Source organism: Nocardia sp. NPDC055321, from assembly GCF_053645575.1.
In genome coordinates, this window is sequence record NZ_JBSHMS010000004.1 from 1 (window position 1) to 19,543 (window position 19,543).

General features: G+C 69.4%; 21 protein-coding genes. 8 read left to right on the forward strand and 13 right to left on the reverse strand.

Annotated features, from left to right (window positions below):
• Positions 1-90: 90 nt before the first annotated feature.
• Both ACWIGI_RS07095 and ACWIGI_RS07100 read right to left on the reverse strand, forming a co-directional pair.
• Positions 91-570, reverse strand: a complete 480-nt coding sequence (locus tag ACWIGI_RS07095) for a nucleoside deaminase (RefSeq protein ID WP_454201459.1) — start codon at positions 568-570, stop codon at positions 91-93.
• Positions 571-722: 152 nt separating this feature from the next.
• Complete coding sequence (locus tag ACWIGI_RS07100; protein ID WP_354991453.1) at positions 723-1,112, reverse strand: winged helix-turn-helix transcriptional regulator; 390 nt, start codon at positions 1,110-1,112, stop codon at positions 723-725.
• A 109-nt stretch (positions 1,113-1,221) separates the two neighbouring features.
• On the opposite strand from ACWIGI_RS07100, the gene ACWIGI_RS07105 reads away from it, so the two are divergent.
• Positions 1,222-2,070, forward strand: coding sequence for an SDR family oxidoreductase (locus ACWIGI_RS07105; protein WP_454201460.1), 849 nt, complete (start codon positions 1,222-1,224; stop codon positions 2,068-2,070).
• Between the two features lie 57 nt (positions 2,071-2,127).
• On the opposite strand, the gene ACWIGI_RS07110 is transcribed toward ACWIGI_RS07105, so the two are convergent.
• Both ACWIGI_RS07110 and ACWIGI_RS07115 read right to left on the reverse strand, forming a co-directional pair.
• A complete protein-coding gene (locus ACWIGI_RS07110) occupies positions 2,128-2,640 on the reverse strand; it encodes an aggregation-promoting factor C-terminal-like domain-containing protein (protein ID WP_454201461.1) in 513 nt (170 codons plus the stop codon).
• A gap of 172 nt (positions 2,641-2,812) precedes the next feature.
• A complete protein-coding gene (locus ACWIGI_RS07115; protein WP_454201462.1) occupies positions 2,813-3,190 on the reverse strand; it encodes a VOC family protein in 378 nt (125 codons plus the stop codon).
• 123 nt (positions 3,191-3,313) lie between these two features.
• On the opposite strand from ACWIGI_RS07115, the gene ACWIGI_RS07120 reads away from it, so the two are divergent.
• Positions 3,314-4,204 carry a TetR/AcrR family transcriptional regulator C-terminal domain-containing protein gene (locus tag ACWIGI_RS07120; RefSeq protein ID WP_454201463.1) on the forward strand — a complete coding sequence of 297 codons (891 nt, stop codon included), beginning with the start codon at positions 3,314-3,316 and terminating at the stop codon, positions 4,202-4,204.
• Positions 4,205-4,517: 313 nt separating this feature from the next.
• Entirely contained in the window at positions 4,518-5,138 is a 621-nt protein-coding gene (locus tag ACWIGI_RS07125; protein WP_454201464.1) for a GNAT family N-acetyltransferase, read from the forward strand.
• Between the two features lie 26 nt (positions 5,139-5,164).
• Here ACWIGI_RS07125 and ACWIGI_RS07130 read toward each other — a convergent pair whose 3' ends face one another.
• The 8 genes from ACWIGI_RS07130 to ramB form a co-directional block, all read right to left on the reverse strand.
• On the reverse strand, positions 5,165-5,704 hold the full coding sequence (locus ACWIGI_RS07130) for a carboxymuconolactone decarboxylase family protein (protein WP_454201465.1): 540 nt from the start codon (positions 5,702-5,704) through the stop codon (positions 5,165-5,167).
• 241 nt (positions 5,705-5,945) lie between these two features.
• Positions 5,946-6,614 (reverse strand): GntR family transcriptional regulator, encoded by a 669-nt coding sequence (locus tag ACWIGI_RS07135; RefSeq protein WP_454201466.1) that lies wholly within the window; start codon positions 6,612-6,614, stop codon positions 5,946-5,948.
• A gap of 32 nt (positions 6,615-6,646) precedes the next feature.
• A complete protein-coding gene (gene urtE / locus ACWIGI_RS07140) occupies positions 6,647-7,339 on the reverse strand; it encodes an urea ABC transporter ATP-binding subunit UrtE (protein ID WP_354991461.1) in 693 nt (230 codons plus the stop codon).
• Positions 7,323-8,165: an urea ABC transporter ATP-binding protein UrtD gene (urtD, locus tag ACWIGI_RS07145; RefSeq protein WP_454201467.1), complete on the reverse strand. Its 843-nt coding sequence runs from the start codon at positions 8,163-8,165 to the stop codon at positions 7,323-7,325. Before urtD ends, urtE begins: the two co-directional genes overlap by 17 nt.
• Complete coding sequence (gene urtC / locus ACWIGI_RS07150; RefSeq protein ID WP_454201468.1) at positions 8,162-9,382, reverse strand: urea ABC transporter permease subunit UrtC; 1,221 nt, start codon at positions 9,380-9,382, stop codon at positions 8,162-8,164. The genes urtD and urtC overlap by 4 nt, the downstream gene beginning before the upstream one ends.
• On the reverse strand, positions 9,379-10,263 hold the full coding sequence (gene urtB / locus ACWIGI_RS07155; protein WP_454201469.1) for an urea ABC transporter permease subunit UrtB: 885 nt from the start codon (positions 10,261-10,263) through the stop codon (positions 9,379-9,381). Before urtB ends, urtC begins: the two co-directional genes overlap by 4 nt.
• 159 nt (positions 10,264-10,422) lie before the next feature.
• On the reverse strand, positions 10,423-11,697 hold the full coding sequence (gene urtA / locus ACWIGI_RS07160) for an urea ABC transporter substrate-binding protein (RefSeq protein ID WP_454201470.1): 1,275 nt from the start codon (positions 11,695-11,697) through the stop codon (positions 10,423-10,425).
• Between the two features lie 383 nt (positions 11,698-12,080).
• Positions 12,081-13,490 (reverse strand): acetate metabolism transcriptional regulator RamB, encoded by a 1,410-nt coding sequence (gene ramB, locus ACWIGI_RS07165; RefSeq protein ID WP_454201471.1) that lies wholly within the window; start codon positions 13,488-13,490, stop codon positions 12,081-12,083.
• A 93-nt stretch (positions 13,491-13,583) separates the two neighbouring features.
• Here ramB and ACWIGI_RS07170 point away from each other — a divergent pair, with 93 nt between their 5' ends.
• Positions 13,584-15,128, forward strand: coding sequence for an ATP-dependent DNA ligase (locus ACWIGI_RS07170; RefSeq protein ID WP_454201472.1), 1,545 nt, complete (start codon positions 13,584-13,586; stop codon positions 15,126-15,128).
• Positions 15,129-15,587: 459 nt separating this feature from the next.
• Here ACWIGI_RS07170 and ACWIGI_RS07175 read toward each other — a convergent pair whose 3' ends face one another.
• Positions 15,588-15,983 carry a DUF4254 domain-containing protein gene (locus tag ACWIGI_RS07175; RefSeq protein ID WP_354990138.1) on the reverse strand — a complete coding sequence of 132 codons (396 nt, stop codon included), beginning with the start codon at positions 15,981-15,983 and terminating at the stop codon, positions 15,588-15,590.
• Positions 15,984-16,389: 406 nt separating this feature from the next.
• On the opposite strand from ACWIGI_RS07175, the gene ACWIGI_RS07180 reads away from it, so the two are divergent.
• The 4 genes from ACWIGI_RS07180 (at position 16,390) to ACWIGI_RS07195 (ending at position 19,540) form a co-directional block, all read left to right on the forward strand.
• Positions 16,390-17,334, forward strand: coding sequence for a hexose kinase (locus ACWIGI_RS07180; protein WP_454201473.1), 945 nt, complete (start codon positions 16,390-16,392; stop codon positions 17,332-17,334).
• Between the two features lie 51 nt (positions 17,335-17,385).
• Positions 17,386-17,793: a hypothetical protein gene (locus ACWIGI_RS07185; protein WP_454201474.1), complete on the forward strand. Its 408-nt coding sequence runs from the start codon at positions 17,386-17,388 to the stop codon at positions 17,791-17,793.
• A 122-nt stretch (positions 17,794-17,915) separates the two neighbouring features.
• Positions 17,916-18,749: an ABC transporter ATP-binding protein gene (locus ACWIGI_RS07190; RefSeq protein ID WP_454201475.1), complete on the forward strand. Its 834-nt coding sequence runs from the start codon at positions 17,916-17,918 to the stop codon at positions 18,747-18,749.
• Entirely contained in the window at positions 18,749-19,540 is a 792-nt protein-coding gene (locus ACWIGI_RS07195) for an ABC transporter permease (protein ID WP_454201476.1), read from the forward strand. The genes ACWIGI_RS07190 and ACWIGI_RS07195 overlap by 1 nt, the downstream gene beginning before the upstream one ends.
• Positions 19,541-19,543: the final 3 nt, after the last annotated feature.

Here is a 19,543-nt window from a genome sequence, read left to right on the forward strand (position 1 = left end):
CAGTCGAATCGACTGCGGCCGGGCCTTTTTCACGTCGTGTGGCAGCGCGGTCCGCGGGCTATCGGCCTCTCCGCCTCGGCCTGTGGCGTGTCAGCCCGCGGCGCGCTCGAAGTAGCGACGGTGCAGTTCGCGTACGCGGTCGGCGAACTCGGGGAACGGGCCGGTGACCGGGATGCCGGGGGCCACGCGGGGGATCGGCAGCGGCAGGACCGGGGCGGGCGGGACGCCGAACTCGGTCAGCCAGGCGGTGAACTGCTTGGTCGATGCGGCGTAGACGATCGGGCCGAGGCCGACCCAGGCGTGGGCGGCCGAGCACATCGGGCAGTGCTCGCCGGAGGTGTAGACCGTGGCGGTGGCGCGGTCGGCGGGGGAGAGGTTGTCCGCGGCCCAGCGGGCCAGCGCGAATTCGGGGTGTTGCGTCTGATCGCCGCCCGCGATGCGATTGCGGTCTTCGGCCAGAACGGTGCCGTCGGCGGCCACCAGGATCGAGCCGAAGGGCTGGTCACCGGCTTCCAAAGCCTGCTCTGCCAATTCGACGCAGCGTTCGAGATAGTCGAGGTGCTCGCGCATCGGTGCTCCGATCGTCGTGGTGGGCATTCGAGCGTGGGACTGATGTGGGGAAAGCCTTTCGGCGCACGGTGATTCGCGTCGGAACCGGCCAGGGTCGCGCTCCGCGTGGTGCGGTGGGTCGCTCGCGGTGGGCCCGGCACGCAGTCCCGGGGTCATTCGCGATGGTACGAATCCTGGGCCTCGCGGATTTCTCCGATATTGCTTTCCAGCAGGTCGATGAGACCGGCCAGGTGTTCGGCGACCCGCGCGCCCAGCGGGGTCAGGGTGTACTCGACCACCGGCGGGATGGACTGCTGGACCTCGCGGTGGATCATCCCGTCGCGTTCGAGGTTCTGCAGGGTCTGCGACAGCATGCGCTCGCTGATGCCGTCGACCCGCCGGCGCAGGGCGCTGAAACGGTAGGGACCCTCGCGCAGCGCGGCCATGGCCAGGACGCCCCAGCGGCTGGCGACGTCCTGCAGGACCGGGCGGGAAGCGCAGTGGCGTGCGAAGACGTCGGCTTCCAGCGTCGGGTCGAAGGAGGGGTCGGCCGGGTCGTTCATGGGTTCGAGATTACCTAACCGCTCGGGTTGCGATGGGGGAATAGCATGTGCTTACTATTAGTTAGTACAACCCGATAAGGCAGTTCATTCCCGTCACCTGGAGGAAGTCATGACCGTTGTCGCCGTCACCGGAGCGAGTGGCCAGCTGGGCCGCCTGGTTGTCGAAGCCCTGCTGAAGGAGGGCGCGACCCCGATCGCCGTCGTGCGCGATCCGGCCAAGGTCGCCGATCTGAGCGAGCGGGGCGTGCAGGTGCGCGTCGCCGGATACGACGATCCCGCCGCGCTGGACAGCGCGTTCGCCGGCGTCGACCGCGTCCTGCTGGTCTCGGGCAACGAATTCGGCGCGCGAGTAGCCCAGCACACCAACGTCATTCGGGCCGCCGAGCGCGCGGGCGTGGAACTGCTGGCCTACACCAGCATTCCGGGCGCGCCGACGAATCCGCTCATCCTGGCGCAGGAGCACGCGGGCACCGAGGCCGTGCTGGCCGAGGCCACCGTGCCGCACGTGCTGCTGCGTAACGACTGGTACTGGGAGAACTACCTGGGCGGGCTCGCGCACGCGGTCGAGACGGGCGTACTGCACGGCGCGGCCGGGACCGGCCGGGTGGCGGGCGCGTCGCGGGCCGACTACGCCGAGGCGGCGGCCAAGGTCCTCAGCACCGACGGCCACGCCGGGCAGGTCTACGAACTCGGCGGCGATCGCCTCACGTATGACGAGCTGGCCGCCGCCATTTCCGAGGCGTCGGGCAAAACGGTTGTCTACCAGAACATTCCGCAGTCCGAATACGCGGCGGCCCTGGTCGCGGGCGGACTTCCCGAGGGCTACGCCCAGGTCCTCGCGGACGCCGACGCGGGAATCGCGGCAGGCGTGCTCGACCTCGACAACGGTGATCTGCAGCGGCTGCTGGGCCGCCCGGCGACCCCGGCGGTGGAGGTGTTTCGCGCGGCGCTGAGCTGAACCGCGCCGAACCGAAGGGCGCTGTATCGATGGGAGAGTCGTTGCGGCGCATCGGATTCAGTACCAGTGGTTGGCCTGCCAGAACTCCCAGGCCGCTGTCGGGCTGCCGTAGCGGGCGTTCATGTAGCGGTAGGCCCATCGCAGCTGGGTCAGGGGATTGAAGAGCCAGTCGGGACCCTCGGTCGCCATCTTGTCCGCGGGCAGCGCCTGGGGCAGGCCGTAGGCGCCGGAGCTGGGATTGACCGCGAAGATCTGCCAACTGCTCTCCATGGTGATGATCTGATCGAAGGCCCAGAACTGGTTCAGCGGAACGACGCTGAGCGCCAGCCCCTTCAGTGCCATGGTCGAGGCGAGCGAGGCGGTGTTGACGATGCGCGGCAGCGTCGAGGTCGCCTTCGGGAGCAGTTCGGCGCCCTGATCGACGAGGCTGGGCGCGGCGACGGGATCCGGCGCGGCGGTGCCCTGCGCGGTGGCCAGCGGAACGGCGGCGGCCAGCAGGGTCATGAAGGTGATGGTGCGGATCGACCGGCGATGCGAGCGGGGAGATCGGGAACTGACGGCGGTATCCACGGCGTGTCCTTCCGGGTCGGCCCGGCGGGAATCACGCGTCCCGAGGGCCATGGAGAATGGACTGCTCAGTTCGGTTCGCTGCGACGCTACTGCATTTCGCCGGGCGCGCGGTGGACCCGCGCGGCGCGTCGCCCGATCCGGGACGACGCGCCGCGCTCGTTATCGTCGCTGCTCAGACCCACTGCACCAGCTGGATGACAACGCCGTTGGGATCGGTCATCTGGAAGTAGCGCTCACCCCACGGCTCGGTTTCGATGGGCGTCTCGATGGTGACGCCCTCCGCGCGCACGCGCTCGTACTCGCCGTCGATGTCCTCGACCACGAAGACCACCAGCAGGCCCTGTCCCGCGTCGGCCGCGATCCGCGCGGGCTTGAAGGTCGACAGGCCGGTCTTCAGGTAGATGACGTTGAAGCCGGCGTCCGGCCGGGTCAGGGAGACGAAGCCCTCGGCGGCCATCTCCTGCGTGAAGCCGAAGTGGTCGATGAGGAACTTCGCCGACGCGGTGGGATCGGCGACGTTCAGGGAAATGGCGGACGAGGTGATCTTCATGGGGGCCTCCTGGGGTGCCGAACATTGCTGTACTAAGTACGCTGTACTTTGTACGGAAATTCCCGAGCGGTTGCCAGGTGATGGGCGTCACATCGATACGATCGACGCGGAGGTGGGTGCGCGATGAGTGTCGACGCAGGTCGAGGCGGGCAGATCGAGGACGGGCCGGGCGCGGCGGGCGGCGGCCCGTCCGCGGCGGCCGGGGCCGGTCCGGTGCGCCGGGGCGCGCGCAAGCAGCGCGCCGGGGGTGAGCGCAGCAGCGCCGGCGATCCGGTGCGGACGCTCGAACTGCTGTGGCGCGAGCCGGGCGAGCGCGGCGCGACGCGCGGGCCGAAGCAGCGGATCAGCGTCGACGAACTGGTGGCGAAGGCGATCGCGATCGCCGACGCCGACGGGCTGGGCGCGCTCACCATGCGTTCGGTGGCCGCCGCGCTCGGGATCACGCCCATGGCCACCTACACCTACGTGCCGGGCAAGGCCGAGTTGCTCGACCTCATGCTCGATCAGGTCTACCGGCTCATGCCGCGCCCCGCCCTCACCGGAAAACCCTGGCGCGACAAGGTTTCCGCGATCGCCGCGGCGAACCGGGCCATGCTCGCCGCGCACCCGTGGGTGGCGTACCTGCCCACCACGCGGCCCCCGCTCGGTCCCGGCGTCACCGCGAAATACGACCACGAGCTCGGGGCCTTCGAGGGGCTGGGCCTCGACGACGTGACCATGGACGCCGCGCTCACCCAGGTGCTCGGTTTCGTGAACTCGGTCGCGCGCATCGCCATCGACACCGCGCGGGCCGCCGCCGACAGCGGGGTGAACGACCACGACTGGTGGGAGCGCGCCGCGCCGCTGCTCGAACGGGTGCTCACGCCGGAGCGCTTCCCGCTGGCCGCGCGGGTGGGCGCGGCCGCCGGCCAGGCCCACGACGGCGCGTACAGCGCGGAGTTCGCCTACGAGTTCGGCCTGGCCCGGGTGCTGGACGGTTTGGCGGTGCTGATCGGCGATCGTCCGGGGCGGTGAGCGCCCACCGTCTGCGGTGAGGACCCACCGTCCACGGATGCCCGGTGAGTGTCGCCCGGCGGGTGCGCGGTCACAGCGGCGCGGACGCGGCGCACATGTCGTATGCCCGCGCGTGCGGTCCCGAGGGCGGTCGTCATGCGGTAGCGGCGGATTCGCGCGGCCGGTCCGGCGCGGCGGTAGCGTGGTGGCGTGTGGGGAGTCGAATGTCGTCGGGGGTGTTTGCCGGGCGGTCCGCGTGGGGTGCGGTCGTCCGATCACGGCGGTTCGAGCCGACAGCACCCGGTGCGCGAGTCCGAGGAGCAGAATTTCAGCTATGCCGCAATCGATTCCGGCAGTCGTTGCCGCCGACCTGTTCACCAAGGCCGCACAACCGGTGATACCGATGGGCGACGGACTGGTACTGCGGCCGTGGCTGCGCCGGGACGCGCCCGAGGTCTACGCGGCCTTCCAGGACCCGGCGATCCAGCGCTGGCACGTGCGCACCGCCGAATCCGAGGACGAGGCCGAGGAATGGGTCGCGGACTGGGCCCGTACCTGGCGCGGGGGCATCTACGCGAATTGGGCGGTGGCGGACAGTAGTACGGGCCGGATCGCCGGTCGCGCGTCGCTGCAGGTGATGCGGGCCGCGCACGGAACCGCCGGGGTCGCCTACTGGGTCGCGCCCGCCGCGCGCGGGCAGGGCATCGCGCCGCGCGCGGTGACGGCCCTGGCCGAATGGGCCTTCGAGACAGCCGGATTCCACCGTCTCGAGCTACAGCACTCGGTCCACAACGCGCAGTCGTGCCGGGTCGCGGGCAAGGCCGGTTTCACGCTGGAGGGCGTGAATCGAAGTGCGGGACTGCACGCGGACGGCTGGCACGACATGCACCTGCACGCCCGGGTGCGGGGGGATCCGCCCACGGTGGCGGGCGGGCGGCACGCGCGCCCCGACTGAGGCGCGGGGACGCGCGAGCGCCGCGGTCAGTGGTCGGTCTGGATGCGCAGGGCGGTGATGGTGCTGGCCAGACCCTCGTACTGGTTCGTCAGCAGCACGATCTCGATGAGGCGGCGCTCGTCGTAGTGTGCGGCCAGCAGTTGCCACGCCTCGTCGGTCAGGTCCCGGGTGGCCACGAGCTGGTCGACCGCGGTGAGCAGGGCCTGCTCCTGCGCGGTCCAGCCGGGCGCGCCGGGGCCGACGCGGATGCGGTCCAGGATATCGGGGGTGATGCCCGCGCGTTTGCCGAGGCGGATGTGATGGTCCGTCTCGTACTCGCATTCGCGCAGGTGCGCCACGCGCAGAATCACCATCTCGGACTCGTAGCGCCGCAGCCGCCCGCCGGGCATGAGCTTGCCGGAGTAGTGCAGCCAGCCGCGGAACAGTCCGCCGGTGCGGCCCAGGGTGCTGAACAGATGCGCGTCGTCGGTGCCCGCCGCACGGGAGAGCACCTGCCAGACAGTCCAATTGATCGGTCCCAGCTCCCGGAGACGGCCGGGCGCGATACGTGGCTGCTTCGACACCATGCCTCACGCTAACAGCCGGCGCGAGCGGCCCACCATGTCCCGGGTCGCCAGCGTGCTGCCCGCGGTCGATGTTGTCGCGGGCCCGCGGAGTCGCCTTCGAAGCCGTGTACACATCGATCCACAACCACCTGTGCGGACCTGTGGAGAATCTCGGCGTGGGTGCCGGAAACCCGCGGTCATCCACCGGTCGTGCACAGCGGCTGTGCACGACCGTGGATGAATTCGCCGTCGCCCGGCGAACTCACTCCCGCACGGCCTGTGCGAGTTTCGTGAGCTCCAGTGCGCGCCGGGCGCGATCCAGGACGTGGGAGCGCGAGCTGGTCAGGTGGGCCAGCAGGGCGGCCAGGGCCTGATCGAGGTCACCGGCGAGCACGTGTTCGGCGATGGCGATGTGCTGCTCGGTCATGGTCGCCACCCGCTCCGGGGTCGGCATGTCGATGGCGCGGACCGGGCGCACCCGGGCGTGCACGGTCTCGAGCATGTCGGCCAGCGCGCCGTTGCCCGCCGCGGCGAGCAGGGTGGTGTGGAACCGCTCGTCGGCGGCGATGAGCTCGGCCCCGGGCGCGGGCGGATCCGCGCGCAGGCGCTGCCAGGTCTCCAGCTCGGCCGCGAGCGCCGCGGTGTCGGCCGCGCCGCCGTGCAGGCGTTGAATTCCCCTGACCTCCAGCACGATCCGCAATTCGTACAGGTCGCCGAGTTCTTCCACCCGCGGGCGGTACGGGTACAGCCCGTCCGCGTGCCGTTCCAGCAGTCCGTCGGCGTACAGCCGCGCCAGCGCCTCGCGCACCGGGGTGCGGGACACCCCGTAGATCTCGGCGAGCCTTTCCTCGCCGAGTCGCTCGTTCGGGACCAGCACCCCGCCGGCCAGATCCCGTCGCAGGTCCAGGTAGACCCGCTCGGACAATGGCATACGCCCCCTGCGCGTCATGTCGGTGCGCCCGGTCAGATCGCCATGGCCAGACGGACGTCGGATTCCGCGCCCGCGCCGCCCGCTCCCTGGGAGGTGATGCGTCCCGATTGCAGGACGTAGTACTGCTGCGCGGCCTGCAGCGCGAACCCGATGTGCTGTTCCACCAGCAGCACGCTCAGCCCGCCGCGGTTGGTGAGATCGATGATGGTGCGCTCGATCTCGGCCACCACCGAGGGCTGGATGCCCTCGGTGGGCTCGTCGAGGATGAGCAGCTTCGGCTCGGTGATGAGCGCGCGCGCGATGGCGAGCTGCTGACGCTGACCGCCCGAGAGCAGTCCGGCCTTGCGGGACAGCAGTTCCCGCAGCGCCGGGAACAGATCCAGCGATTCGGCGATGAGCTCTTTCCCGCGTTTGCGGCCGTCGGCCACCACCTGCAGGTTCTCCATGGTGGTCAGCTGCCCGAAGGACTGCTGACCCTGTGGCACGTACGCGATGCCCTGCTTGACCCGCCGCGACGGCGACAGCTTGGTGATGTCCTTGCCGTCGAAGCGGATCTTGCCGGCCTTGGCGGGCAGCAGCCCGACCGCGGCGCGCAGCAGCGAGGTCTTGCCCGCGCCGTTGTGGCCCATGATCGCCACCACGCCGTCGTCCGGAACCGTCAGCGTCACACCGTGAATCACCTCGGTGCGCCCGTAGGCGGTGTGAATGTCAGTGATCTCCAGCATGCGCTGCCTCCTCGGCGTCGGAGCTGTCGGCGGCGGGCAGCTGCCCGGCCGCGGCGGTGCCGAGGTAGACCTCCTGCACCTTCGGATCGGCCTGCACCTGTTCGACGGTGCCCTCGCTCAGGACCTTCCCGCCCGCGAGGACCGTCACCGAGGTGGCGAAGGCGCGCATGAAGTCCATGTCGTGCTCGACCACGATGACGATGCGGTCACCGCCGATGCGGCGCAACAGGTTTCCGGTCTCCTCGCGTTCCTCGGCGCTCATGCCCGCGACGGGTTCGTCGAGCAGCAGGACCGAGCAGTTCTGCACCAGCAGCATGCCGATCTCCAGCCACTGCTTCTGCCCGTGCGCGAGCACCCCGGCTGGCTTGTCGCGCAACGCGGTCAGGCCGGTGATCTCCAGGGCCTCCTCGATCGCGGGCAGCACGCCCTTGCGCCTGCGCAGCAGGGTGAGCGCCGAACGCCCGGCGCCGGCGGCGATGTCGAGGTTCTGCAGCACGGTGAGCTGCTCGAACACGCTCGCGGTCTGGAAGGTGCGGCCGACGCCCAGGCGGGCGATCTGATGCACCTTGCGGCCGACGAGCTCGTTCCCGGACTTGCGCGCGGAACCGGTGGCCGGGGCCAGGCCGGTAATGGCGTCGATCAGGGTGGTCTTGCCCGCGCCGTTGGGTCCGATCAGGAAGCGCAGATCACCCTGCAGCACGGTGAGATCCACGTCCTGCACGGCCTTGAAGCCGTCGAAACTCACGGACAGGCCGCGGATTTCGAGGTATTCGCTGTCCATGCCGGCGTTGCCGCCGAATTTGGGTTCGTGCACGGCGGTGGTCATGCCTTCACCTTCTCCTCGTCCGCGGGGGTTTCCGATGCCGCGGCATCGGTTTCGGCGACCTTGCCGGTCTTGCCGTCGGCCGATTCCACCGGCGCGCCCGTGGACAGCACCGAGGCGGTGATCGATTCACCCGCGGTGGCGCCGCCCTTGAACGGTCGTACGCGGCCCGCCAGATGCTTTGCCAGCGGCCCGAACCCGGCCAGGCCGGCGGGCAGGAAGCCGACGACCACGATGAACAGCAGGCCCTGCAGGTAGGTCCAGCCCGAGGGGAACTCCTCGGACAGCGCGGTCTGCGCCCAGGCCACGCCGATCGCGCCCAGCACCGGGCCGAGCAGGGTGGTGCGGCCGCCGATGGCGACGCCGATCAGGAACGCGATGGACGGCACCACGCCGATGTCGGCGGGGGAGATGATGCCGACGATCGGGGTGAACAGGGCGCCCGCGATACCGGCGAAGAACGCGGCAACGACGTACGCGACGATCTTGATATTGGCCGGGTCGTAGCCCAGGAACCGCACGCGCTCCTCCTGATCGCGCACCGCGACCAGCAGTTCGCCGTAGCGGCTGTTCATGAGCTGGCGCGCGATGGCAACGACCACCAGCAGCGCGCCCGCGGCGATGAAGAACAGCATGCGGCGGTTGACCGGATCGTCCAGGCGGAAACCGAAGAACGTGCGGAAGTCGCTCAGGCCGGTGAAGCCGCCGATGGTCTGCTGACCGGTGAGCAGGATCGCGAGCGCGGCGGCCAGCGCCTGGCTCAGAATCGCGAAGTACGCGCCCTTGACCCGGCGCTTGAACACCCCGTAGCCGAGCACCGCGGCCACCGCGGCGGGCAGCACCAGGATGCCGAGGATGGCCACCGGTGCGGAGGCGAAAGGCTGCCAGTACGAGGGCAATTCGGAGATGCCCGAGATCACCATGAACTCCGGGACGTCCTCGCCGGCGCTGGCGGCGTCGGCCATCTGCATGTACATGGCCATGATGTACGCGCCGATGCCGAAGAACACGCCCTGCCCGAGGGTGAGCATGCCGCCGCGGCCCCAGGCCAGGCCGATGCCGACCGCGACGATGGCGAAGCACAGGAATTTCGCGAGCAGGCTGAGCCGGAAATCGCTCAGCACCGCGGGGGCGATACCGAAGAGAATGATGGCGGCCAGGGCGAAACCGCCCGCGGCCTTGAACGGAGACAGTGCGCCCAGGCGCTGCAAGACACTCATGCCAGGCTCCTCGTACGGACGGTGAACAGGCCCTGCGGGCGAACCTGCAGGAAGATCACGATCACCACGAAGACGATCACCTTGGCGACCGACGCGGTGGTCGAGTATTCGACGAAGGAATTGAGCAGGCCCATGCCGAAGGCCGCGATGACGGTGCCCTTGATCTGCCCGAGGCCGCCGATGACCACCACCAGGAAGGCGTCGACCAGGTAGGACTGTCCGATGGTGGGGCTGGTGGAGCCGATCAGGGTGAGCGCGACGCCCGCGACCGCGGCCAGGCCGGAGCCGATGAAGAACGTGCTGATGTCGGTGAAACGCGAAGAGATACCGGATGTTTCGGCGAGGCTGCGGTTCTGCACGACGGCCCGGATGCGACGGCCGAGCGGGGTGGCCTTGAGGGCGGCGGCCAGTGCGATCACCGCGCTCACCGCCAGGATCATGATGAAGATGCGGGTCTTGGGGACCACGGTGCCGAAGATCTCGATGCCGCCGGTGAGCCAGTCCGGGGCCACGACGTTCTTGGCGGGGGCGCCGAAGACGTCGCGGGCGATCTGCTGCAGCACCAGGCCGACGCCGAAGGTGACCAGCAGGGTGTCCAGCGGGCGGTCGTACATCCAGCGGATCAGGCCCATTTCCAGGGCCGCGCCCAGCAGGCCGCCGACCAGGAAGCCGACGAACAGGGACACGATCAGTGCGACGCCGGTCGACGAGATGACCTGCTGCACAACGAATGTGGTGTAGCAACCGGCCATGATGAACTCGCCGTGGGCCATGTTGATCACGCCCATTTGGCCGAATGTCAATGACAGGCCGAGCGCGGCGAGTAGCAGGATAGAGCCGAGGCTCAGGCCCGTGAACAGCTGTCCGACAGCGACTTCCATTGTGAATACCTCTGTGTTCTCGCGCGCTCGGGGTGCGGGGATCGGGTGCCGCGAACGCCGTCGGCGCTCCGGTACCGCCGTAACGGGCGGTGCGGGAGGCGAGTCCCGCACCGACCGCCCCTCATAGGCGGTACCGAAGCGCTTACCGGCGCATCGTGACTACTTCAGGCCCTTGGCCCAGTCGTAGGACTTCAGGTACGGGTCCGGCACGATGGCCTTGCCCGAGTCCCAGACGGTGTAGATGAGGCCGTCGGCACGGATTTCACCGATGCGCGCGGTCTTGGTGATGTGGTGGTTGGAGCCGTCGATGGTGACGGTGCCCTCGGGGGCGTCGAAGCTCACGCCGTCGGCGGCGGCCTGAATGTCGGCCACGGCGAAGGACTTCGCCTTCTCGACGGTGTTCTTCCACAGGTAGACCGAGGCGTAGGCGGCTTCCATCGGGTCCGAGGTGGGCTTGTCGGCGCCGAAGGCGGCCTTGTAGTCGGCGACGAACTTCTTGTTCGCCGGGCTGTCGACGGTCTGGTAGTAGTTCCAGGCGGTCAGCTGGCCGACGATGTTCTGCGCACCGATGCCCGCGACCTCCTCCTCGGCGATGGAGACCGACACGACCGGCATCTCGGCGGCCTTGAGGCCGGCGTTGGAGTACTCGCGGAAGAACGCCACGTTGGAGTCGCCGTTCAGGGTGTTGAACACCGCTCCGGCCTTGGCGCTGCGGACCTTGTTGACGATGGTGGAGAAGTCGGTCGAGCCGAGCGGGGCGTAGTCCTCGCCCTTGATCTCGATGCCGTTGGCCTTGGCGTAGGCCTTGATCTCGCGGTTGGCGGTCTGCGGGAAGACGTAGTCCGAACCGACCAGGTAGAGGGAGGTGACGCCCTTCTGCTTGAGGTAGTCCAGGGCCGGGACGATCTGCTGGTTGGTGGTGGCGCCGGTGTAGAAGATGTTCTTGCTGTCTTCCAGGCCCTCGTACTGGACGGGGTAGTAGAGCAGGTTGTTCAGGTTCTCGAACTTGGGCTTCATGGCCTTGCGGCTGGAGGAGGTCCAGCCGCCGAACACCGCGGCCACGCAGTCGGAGGAGATGAGCTTCTCGGCCTTCTCCGCGAACGTCTTCGGGTCCGAGGCGCCGTCCTCGAGCACGAGGTCGATCTTCTTGCCCAGCACGCCGCCGGCCGCGTTGATCTGGTCCACCGCCAGCTTGGTGGAGTTGGCGACGGTCACCTCGCTGATGGCCATGGTGCCGGTGAGCGAGTGCAGCGACCCGATCTTGATCGTGTCCTTGGAAGTGTCCACGCACGACTTGGCGTTCGACCCAGACGCGGTGTCGCTGTCGCGCGACCCACAGCCGGTGATCAGCACCGCGGAAAGTGCCAGCGCCGTCGGGATGGTGATCGCCTTGATCAGGCGCCGCGAGCGATCTCGGCGGATGGAATCTTGCATGGGCGGACCCTTCTCACTTCACGGTGTTCGGCCCTGACCGAACCTGCCCGGCGACGCCGCGTGCGCCGCCAACCTTCGTTGCGAATACCGCCGCGTATACAACGGCTGTATTCGTGGTGCGAACGGTAAACGGGAAGTGTTGCGCCGGAATGACTCTCGGTGACAGTCCGATTGCCGATGTTTCAGCGGCGTGAATTTGACCTCACCGCAGCGTGTTCCGCGTCTGGAGATTCGGCTATCACCGCAGGTAACGATGCTTTTACGAGATCGAATCGACGATTCGCCGACCTGACGGCCGAATTTCCGCCGCGGTGAGAAGCCTTACCCGGAGGTAACACGAAGCCCGGCCGCGGTAACCGCCGCGACCGGGCTTCGGGGTGCGGTCAGTGAATGACGTAGGGGGAGATCGAACTGCGGTGTTCGCTGATGTCGAGGGACTTGCCGAGTGGGGGGAACGCGCGCTGGGGGCAATTCGAGCGTTCGCAGACGCGGCAGCCGGCGCCGATCGGGGTCGCCTTCGGCTCGTTCAGGTCCAGGCCGTCGGCGTAGACGACGCGGCCGGCGTGGCGGAGCTCGCAGCCGAGGCCGATCGCGAAGACCTTGGACGGTTCGCCGTAGCGGGTGGCGCGGCGTTCGACGGTTCTGGCCACCCAGAGGTATTTACGGCCGTCGGGCATCTGGGCGATCTGGGTCATGATTTTCGCGGGGTAGGCGAAGGTCTCGTACACATTCCACAGCGGGCACGTGCCGCCGCTGGAGGAGAAGTGGAAACCGGTCGCGGACTGGCGCTTGGACATATTGCCGGCGCGATCGACGCGGACGAAGGAGAACGGGACCCCGCGCAGGCGCGGACGCTGCAGGGTGGACAGGCGGTGGCAGATGGTCTCGTAGGACTGGGTGAAGAAGGCCGAGAGGCGTTCGATGTCGTAGCGGTAGTCCTCGGCCATTTCGTGGAAGTGCGTGTACGGCAGCACCGTCGCCGCCGCGAAGTAATTGGCGAGGCCGAGTTTGGCCAGGATTCTGGACTCGGTACTGGAGAAATTGCCCTCGTCCACCAGCTTCTCGATGAGCTCGCCGCATTCGAGGTAGGCGAGTTCGGCGGCGAGTTTGAACACCCGCTGACCGCCGGACAGGTGCGGCGCGATCTCCAGGCGGCGCTGCTCGGGATCGTATCTGTGCAGCACCCCGTCACCGAGGTCGATGCGTTCGACGATCTGCACCCCGTGCGCGCTGGTGAGTCTGCGGGCGATCTCGCGTTTGAGGTCACCGCCGTGGAAGCGCATGCGGTTCGCGAGTTCCTCTGCCGCGGTATCCAATTCGTGAATGTAGTTCTGCCGCTGATAGAAGTAGTCGCGCACTTCCTCGTGCGGTTTGGAGATCGCGCCCGAGCCGCTGCCGTCGGCGAAGCGATCCTCGGTGGCTGCGGCCAGCTGCGCGGTCGTATTGCGATAGCGCCGGTGCATATTCACCATCGCGCGCGCCAAACCCGGGTGCGCGGAAACCATTTCGGCGATCTCCTGGGCGTCGGCCTCGATGCCGAGCTCCTGGTCCATCACCACTTCCTGCAGTTCGGCGATGAGCCGCGTGTCGTCCTGGGAGGAGAAGAATCCGGCGTCGACGCCGAATACTTCACTGATGCGCAGCAGCACCGGTACGGTGAGCGGGCGGACGTCGTGTTCGATCTGGTTGAGATAGCTGGCCGAAATCTCGAGCTTCTTGGCCAGTGAGACCTGACTCAGCCCACGCTCGGTGCGCAACTGCCGCAGCCGTGCGCCGACAAAAGTCTTGGCCATGTGCCCAGTTTATGGGCGAATTAGCAACGTTGCCAACCCGGAATTAGCAGCACATCTGCGCAATCTGTCACACCGCGGGGTTACCGTCGAACGGTGCTCCTGTCCCGAGTAGTTCAAGCGTCGGGGTCCGCCCGCGCCACGTCCTCCCGGAAGAAGAAGACAGCCGCCTTCGCCGAGCTGCTCGCCGAGGCCGATCCCGCGGAGTTGGCGCAGGTCGTCGCGTGGATTTCCGGTGAGCTGATCCAGGGCCGCATCGGCACCGGGTGGCGGACCCTCACCGCGATGGAGGTCGAGCCGGCCACCACCGCGACCCTGACCGTGGACGCGGTGGACCGCGCGTTCACCGACCTGGGCGCACTCACCGGCAAAGGCTCGGCGAACGACCGCCGCGACCTGCTCACCGCACTGTTCACCGCCGCCACCGCGGCGGAGCACGATTTCCTGCTGCGCCTGCTGACCGGGGAGATGCGCCAGGGCGCGCTCACGGCCGTGGTCGCCGAGGCGGTGGCGGCCGCGTTCGAGGTGCCCATCGCCGACGTGCGCCGGGCACACATGCTGTCCGGCCGGCTGCCCGTCACCGCCCTCGCCGCGGCCACCGGCGGCGCCGCGGCCCTGGCGGCGTTCCGGCTCGAGGTCGGCCGCCCGATCCAGCCCATGCTGGCCGCCCCCGGCCCGGCCCTGGACGCGGTGCTCGCCGAGTTCGACGGCGCGGTGAGCGTCGAGCACAAGATGGACGGCGCGCGGATCCAGGTCCATCGCGACGGGGATCGGGTGTGGGTGTTCACCCGCACGCTGCGCGACATCACCGCCGCGGTACCCGAATTGGTCGAGCTGGTACGGGGATTGGACTGTACGAGCGTGGTGCTGGACGGGGAGACCCTGGCGCTGAACGACGCGGGCCGCCCGCGCCCGTTCCAGGAGACCATGAGCCGGTTCGGGGCGGCCACCGCCCAGGAACTGCTGCTGCACCCGTACTTCTTCGACTGCCTGCACCTGGACGGCGTGGATCTGCTCGACGCACCCCTGCGCGAACGCCGGGCCGAGCTCACGAAAGTCGCGGGCGGACTGAGCATTCCGGCGCTCATCGCCCCCGACGCCGAGGCCGCGGCCGAGTACTTCGACGGCGCCCTGGCCGCGGGACACGAGGGCATCATGATCAAGGCCCTGGACTCCCCGTACGCCGCGGGCCGTCGGGGCCGGGCCTGGCAGAAGATCAAGCCCACGCACACCCTGGATCTGGTGGTGCTCGGCGCGGAGTGGGGGTACGGCCGCCGCACCGGCTACCTGTCGAATCTGCACCTGGGCGCGCGCGATCCCGAGGGCGGCGAGCCGATCATGGTCGGCAAGACCTTCAAGGGCCTGACCGACGCGCTGCTGCAGTGGCAGACCGCGGAGTTCCCGCGCCACGAGCGCGAGCGCGACGACCACGCGGTGTACCTGCGCCCGGAACTGGTGGTCGAGGTGGCGATCGACGGCGTGCAGGTGAGCCCGCGCTATCCCGGCGGGGTGGCGCTGCGCTTCGCCCGGGTGGTCCGCTACCGCCCCGACAAGGAACCGGGCGACGCCGACACGATCGACGCGATCCGCGTCCTTCTCCCCGAAACCCCGCTCGCGGCAGCGGAATCCGCGCGGGACTGATTCGCTGCTGATCCAGGCGACGTTCTCCCGCCGCCCGCGCGACCGGGCCGCTCGGCACCGGTCGGCGTGGCGGTCCGCGATGGACCGGCGCCGCCCGGGAGACGCTGCCGAAAACCGACCGTGCCCCCACTGCCAGTGGTCCGCGCCGGCCCGCACGACAGCGCCCGGCACGACCGTCGTCGTTCCACTCGGCCGCCCGCGATTGCCGTGGCGGATCCGATTCCCAGCCGATTCCCAGCCGGGACAGCGCTGATTCGGAGGATTCGCGCGCAGGATTGGCGATGTCGACGTTCGGATCGGTGGTCAGGTGGCCGGAGCGGGCACGCTGCCACCGCTTTTCGCGGAACCGCCCCGGTCCCGCCGCATCCGGGCTGCGATGGTGGAACGCGCTGCTCCACCGGTGTTGCCGGGGCGCCCACTTCCTCGCCGGGCGCCCCCGGCAACACGATTCGATCGGTATCAGTATTCGTATTCGCGATTGCCCGTCAGATTGGGCAGTCGCCGCCGTCCCGCCGCCAGATCCCCGGCGAGATGTTCGTAGGCGGTGGCGAGTTCGGTCAGGCGCAGCGCCGCGTCGTTCACCGTGTCCTCCGGTGCGTTGGCCAGGGTCAGGTAGGCCAGCGCCGAGAACTGCGCGAGCCGGTCCACCACGGTCCCGACGGTTTCGGTGTGTAGGTGCGCATCCCGTGCCGCCTTGGGCATTTCGATCGCCACCCACCGATCGATGTCGAGCACCATGCACGCCCGGTCGTGATCGATTCTCCCGGTCGCCCCCGCCGCCGCCGTCAGTCGTCGCTCGTGCAGATCCGCCAATAACCCGGCGCAGCGCAGTACCGGATGATCTTCGGGGGGCAAACCGCGACAGGCTTGAAGCAACAATTGTTTCGGCGGAAGCAAAGGCACGGCGGCCAGTTTGCCCCGCGAATGTCTCCGAATGGCAACGGCATTCATTCCCACCATATTCGGCACTCAGTGTCACCGACCGCCGCGTGATCTGCGAATTCCGGGGGCGGCGCGGCCGGTGTGTGGGAGCCTGGAGCGGAGTCGATCGACCGGGGCACGGCACGCCGGCCGCGTCCACGCACCGGCGATCCGCTCCGTCGTTCCGCGGCGCGGTGGTCTCGGGTTCTCTCGCGAGGGGTGCGGACCCGAGTCTCCCCGCCGAGCCGCGCGGCCGGTCCCGGGGTCACCGGCGCGCGCGATGCCCGACGCGGAGAACAGGGGGTTGCGCCGGGCGGGCGGACATGGACTAGCTAGTGGGGTGATTCTCACCGTGACCATGAACCCCGCGTACGACATGACGTATCGGGTCGAGCATTTCGAGCGGGGGCGGGCGCATCGGGTGGCCTCGGTCGACCAGCGCATCGGGGGGCGCGGGATCAATGTGAATCGGGTGCTGAACCAGCTGGGGAAGTACGCGCGGGCCACGGGGTTCTCGGACCATTCGTTCTCCGCCGCAGCCGAACTCGAGATGTCGGTGGATTTCGTGCACGCGCTGCCGTGGGTGCGCAGAACCGTGGTGATCAGTGAATCCGACGACGGCACCGCGACCGCGCTGTGGGAGCCGGGGCCGCGCATCTCCGAACCGCACGCGGTGGATCAGCTGCGGGTGCGGGTGTCCGGGATGCTGTCGGACATGAGCGGCATGGTGATCGCCGGCTCGCTGCCGCTGGGCGTCGACCCGGGCCTGCCCGCCGAGCTGGCGCGGACCGCGGTGCGGGCGGGGGTGCCGACCATCTGCGACCTGGACGGCCCGGCGCTGGAACTGTCGGCGCGGGTGCCGGGTGTGGTGCTCATGCCCAACACCGAGGAACTGGAACGGCTCACCGGCAAGCCGGCGGGCACGGTCCCGGAGCTGCTCGCCGCGGTGGACCCGCTCATCGCGGGCGGCGCGGGCGCGGTCATCGTGACCCGCGGCGGTGACGGCATGGTCGCGGTCACCGGCAGCCGCGCCTGGTCCGCGGCGCTGCCGCAACCCCTGGCGGGCAATCCCACCGGCGCGGGCGACGCCGCGGTGGCCGCCGTCATCGCCGGGCTCTCGGCCACGTCGACGCCGCACTGGCCGACCCTGCTCACCGACGCCGTCGCCACCTCCGCCGCGGCCGTCGTCATCCCCGTCGCCGGGGAAATCGACCGGGTGCTGCGCGATCGGCTCGCGCCCACCGTCCGCGTCCGCGAACTCGAACCGGTGGCCGCCCGCCCCTAGGGGCGGCGTGGTGACAACAATCCGGCCGGTCGGCGGGGTAAATTCGGCGGGATGTCGGATCTGGGAATGCCGCCCGATCCCGGGTTGGAAATGGCCGATGCCTATCGAATGCCGCGGGTCGTACGCGCGGCACAGGTGATCGCCGTGCTCCTGGCGGTGATCGGCGTGGTCTGCACGGCGACCTCCGGCTGGCTGCTCGGCACCCCCGCCGCGATCGACACCGCCGTGCCCTTCATTCCCGCCTGGCTGCTGGGCCTGGTGGCCCTGACCTTCAACTCGATCGGCCAATCGGTGCGCATCGGCGGCATTCTGCTGGCCGCGCTCAACATGCTCTGGACGGTGCCCTCGATCACCGAGGGCCGCCCGCCCGGTCCGCTCGGACCGCTGGTCTCGCTCGCTGTCATCGTGCTGCTCTTCCGCCGCGAGGCCCGCGACTGGTTCGAACCCGCCGGGTGGTGAGCGCCCGGTAACCGGATCGGCCGCTCGCGGGTAACAATCGCGAAATCTCCTGTGCCGATTCGCAATCTGCGCGCAATTGCCGACTCCTACTGTTGGCCTATGAGTTCGGAAGCTGTCGCCGCATGAGCGCGGACGCCGATCCGGCGCCCACGGGCCCGCGGGCCCCGGACGGACCGGGCACGGGTATTCACATCACCGGGTTGAGCCGGGTCTTCGGATCCGGGAAACGCGCCGTCACCGCCCTGGACGCGGTGGAGCTGCGCACCGATCAGGGCGCGTTCCTGTCCCTGCTCGGGCCCTCCGGCTGTGGAAAGTCCACGATCCTGCGCATTCTCGCGGGCCTGGACACCCCCACCGCGGGCACCGCGCTCATCGACGGCAAGACCCCGGCGGAGCTGCGCCGGGGTCATGATTTCGGGATCGCCTTCCAGGATTCGGCGCTGCTGCCCTGGCGCACGGTCGAATCCAACATCAAACTGCCGCTGCAGGTGACGGGCCTGCCCGCCGACCCCGGACTGGTGGCCGAACTGATCCGGCTGGTCGGGCTCGAAGGATTCGAGAAGGCCAAGCCCGCCCAGCTCTCCGGCGGTATGCGGCAACGGGTTTCGATCGCCCGTGCGCTGGTGGTCAAACCTCGCGTGCTGCTGCTGGACGAACCCTTCGGCGCGCTCGACGACATGACGCGCCAGCGGCTGAACCTCGAACTGCTGCGCATCTGGACCGAGCGCCCCGCCACCACGCTCATGGTCACCCACGGCATCGCCGAGGCGGTGTTCCTGTCCGACGTCGTCGCGGTCATGAGCCCGCGGCCGGGCCGGGTGGTCGAACTCGTGGAGATCGATCTGCCCCGCCCGCGCACCCCGGACATGATGCGCACCGCGGAGTTTCACAAACTCTGCGACTATCTGTCCGAACTGCTCTTCGGTCGCGGCGGGCACGGCGGGGTGGTGACCTGATGAGCGCCGCGCGCCGTATCACCGCGGCCGCCGGGGGCTGGGCCGCCGGCCGCTGGGGCGGCCCGGCGGGCCTGCTCGCCCTGATCGGGACGTGGTGGCTGCTGGCGGCGCTGCGCGTCGCCGGCGGCACCGTGCCGAGTCCGTGGCAGGTGGTGCACACGATGTACACCGACGGCTGGGCGCTGTACGGGCCCAACTTCCGGGTGACGGCCTGGGTCGCGCTGCAGGGCTTCCTGTGGGGCAACCTGCTCGCCATCGCGCTGGCCGTGCTCGTGCTGCTGATACCGCCGATCGAAATGCTGGTCACCCAGCTGGCGATCCTCAGCTACTGCACCCCGCTGCTGGCCCTGGGCCCGCTCATCCTGGTGGTGTTCGGCGGGCGCACGCCCTCGGTGTTCCTGGCCGCGATGTACTGCTTCTTCACCACCATGGTCGGCACGGTCGCGGGGCTGCGCTCCGCCGACGCCACGAGCCTGGACCTGATCCGTGCCTACGGCGGCGGGCGCTGGCAGGAACTGCGCCGCGTGCGCCTGCTCGCCGCACTCCCGAACACGCTGGCGGCCTTGAAGATCGCCGCGCCATCGGCGGTGCTCGGCGCGATCATCGGGGAGTACCTGGGCGGGGTGGACAGCGGCATCGGCATGGCGCTGACCGCCGCGCAGAACCAGTACGAGGTGCCCCGGGTCTGGGGCATGGCGCTCGCCGCGGCGGCGCTGGCCGGACTCGGCTACGCCGCGGTGGCGCTGGTGGCGCGCTTCGTGGTGCCGTGGACCCGGGTCGATCAGTGGTGAGAG

What these genes read in the sequence shown, in the direction of transcription:
- urtB (WP_454201469.1), bottom strand. Translation starts at nt 10,263, where the DNA reads ATGGAAGTCGCTGTCGGACAGCTGTTCACGGGCCTGAGCCTCGGCTCT.
- urtC (WP_454201468.1), bottom strand. Translation starts at nt 9,382, where the DNA reads ATGAGTGTCTTGCAGCGCCTGGGCGCACTGTCTCCGTTCAAGGCCGCG.
- ACWIGI_RS07115 (WP_454201462.1), bottom strand. Translation starts at nt 3,190, where the DNA reads ATGAAGATCACCTCGTCCGCCATTTCCCTGAACGTCGCCGATCCCACC.
- ACWIGI_RS07125 (WP_454201464.1), top strand. Translation starts at nt 4,518, where the DNA reads ATGCCGCAATCGATTCCGGCAGTCGTTGCCGCCGACCTGTTCACCAAG.
- urtD (WP_454201467.1), bottom strand. Translation starts at nt 8,165, where the DNA reads ATGACCACCGCCGTGCACGAACCCAAATTCGGCGGCAACGCCGGCATG.
- ACWIGI_RS07095 (WP_454201459.1), bottom strand. Translation starts at nt 570, where the DNA reads ATGCGCGAGCACCTCGACTATCTCGAACGCTGCGTCGAATTGGCAGAG.
- ACWIGI_RS07100 (WP_354991453.1), bottom strand. Translation starts at nt 1,112, where the DNA reads ATGAACGACCCGGCCGACCCCTCCTTCGACCCGACGCTGGAAGCCGAC.
- ACWIGI_RS07190 (WP_454201475.1), top strand. Translation starts at nt 17,916, where the DNA reads ATGAGCGCGGACGCCGATCCGGCGCCCACGGGCCCGCGGGCCCCGGAC.
- urtE (WP_354991461.1), bottom strand. Translation starts at nt 7,339, where the DNA reads ATGCTGGAGATCACTGACATTCACACCGCCTACGGGCGCACCGAGGTG.
- ramB (WP_454201471.1), bottom strand. Translation starts at nt 13,490, where the DNA reads ATGGCCAAGACTTTTGTCGGCGCACGGCTGCGGCAGTTGCGCACCGAG.
- urtA (WP_454201470.1), bottom strand. Translation starts at nt 11,697, where the DNA reads ATGCAAGATTCCATCCGCCGAGATCGCTCGCGGCGCCTGATCAAGGCG.
- ACWIGI_RS07195 (WP_454201476.1), top strand. Translation starts at nt 18,749, where the DNA reads ATGAGCGCCGCGCGCCGTATCACCGCGGCCGCCGGGGGCTGGGCCGCC.
- ACWIGI_RS07105 (WP_454201460.1), top strand. Translation starts at nt 1,222, where the DNA reads ATGACCGTTGTCGCCGTCACCGGAGCGAGTGGCCAGCTGGGCCGCCTG.
- ACWIGI_RS07135 (WP_454201466.1), bottom strand. Translation starts at nt 6,614, where the DNA reads ATGCCATTGTCCGAGCGGGTCTACCTGGACCTGCGACGGGATCTGGCC.
- ACWIGI_RS07120 (WP_454201463.1), top strand. Translation starts at nt 3,314, where the DNA reads ATGAGTGTCGACGCAGGTCGAGGCGGGCAGATCGAGGACGGGCCGGGC.
- ACWIGI_RS07185 (WP_454201474.1), top strand. Translation starts at nt 17,386, where the DNA reads ATGTCGGATCTGGGAATGCCGCCCGATCCCGGGTTGGAAATGGCCGAT.
- ACWIGI_RS07130 (WP_454201465.1), bottom strand. Translation starts at nt 5,704, where the DNA reads ATGGTGTCGAAGCAGCCACGTATCGCGCCCGGCCGTCTCCGGGAGCTG.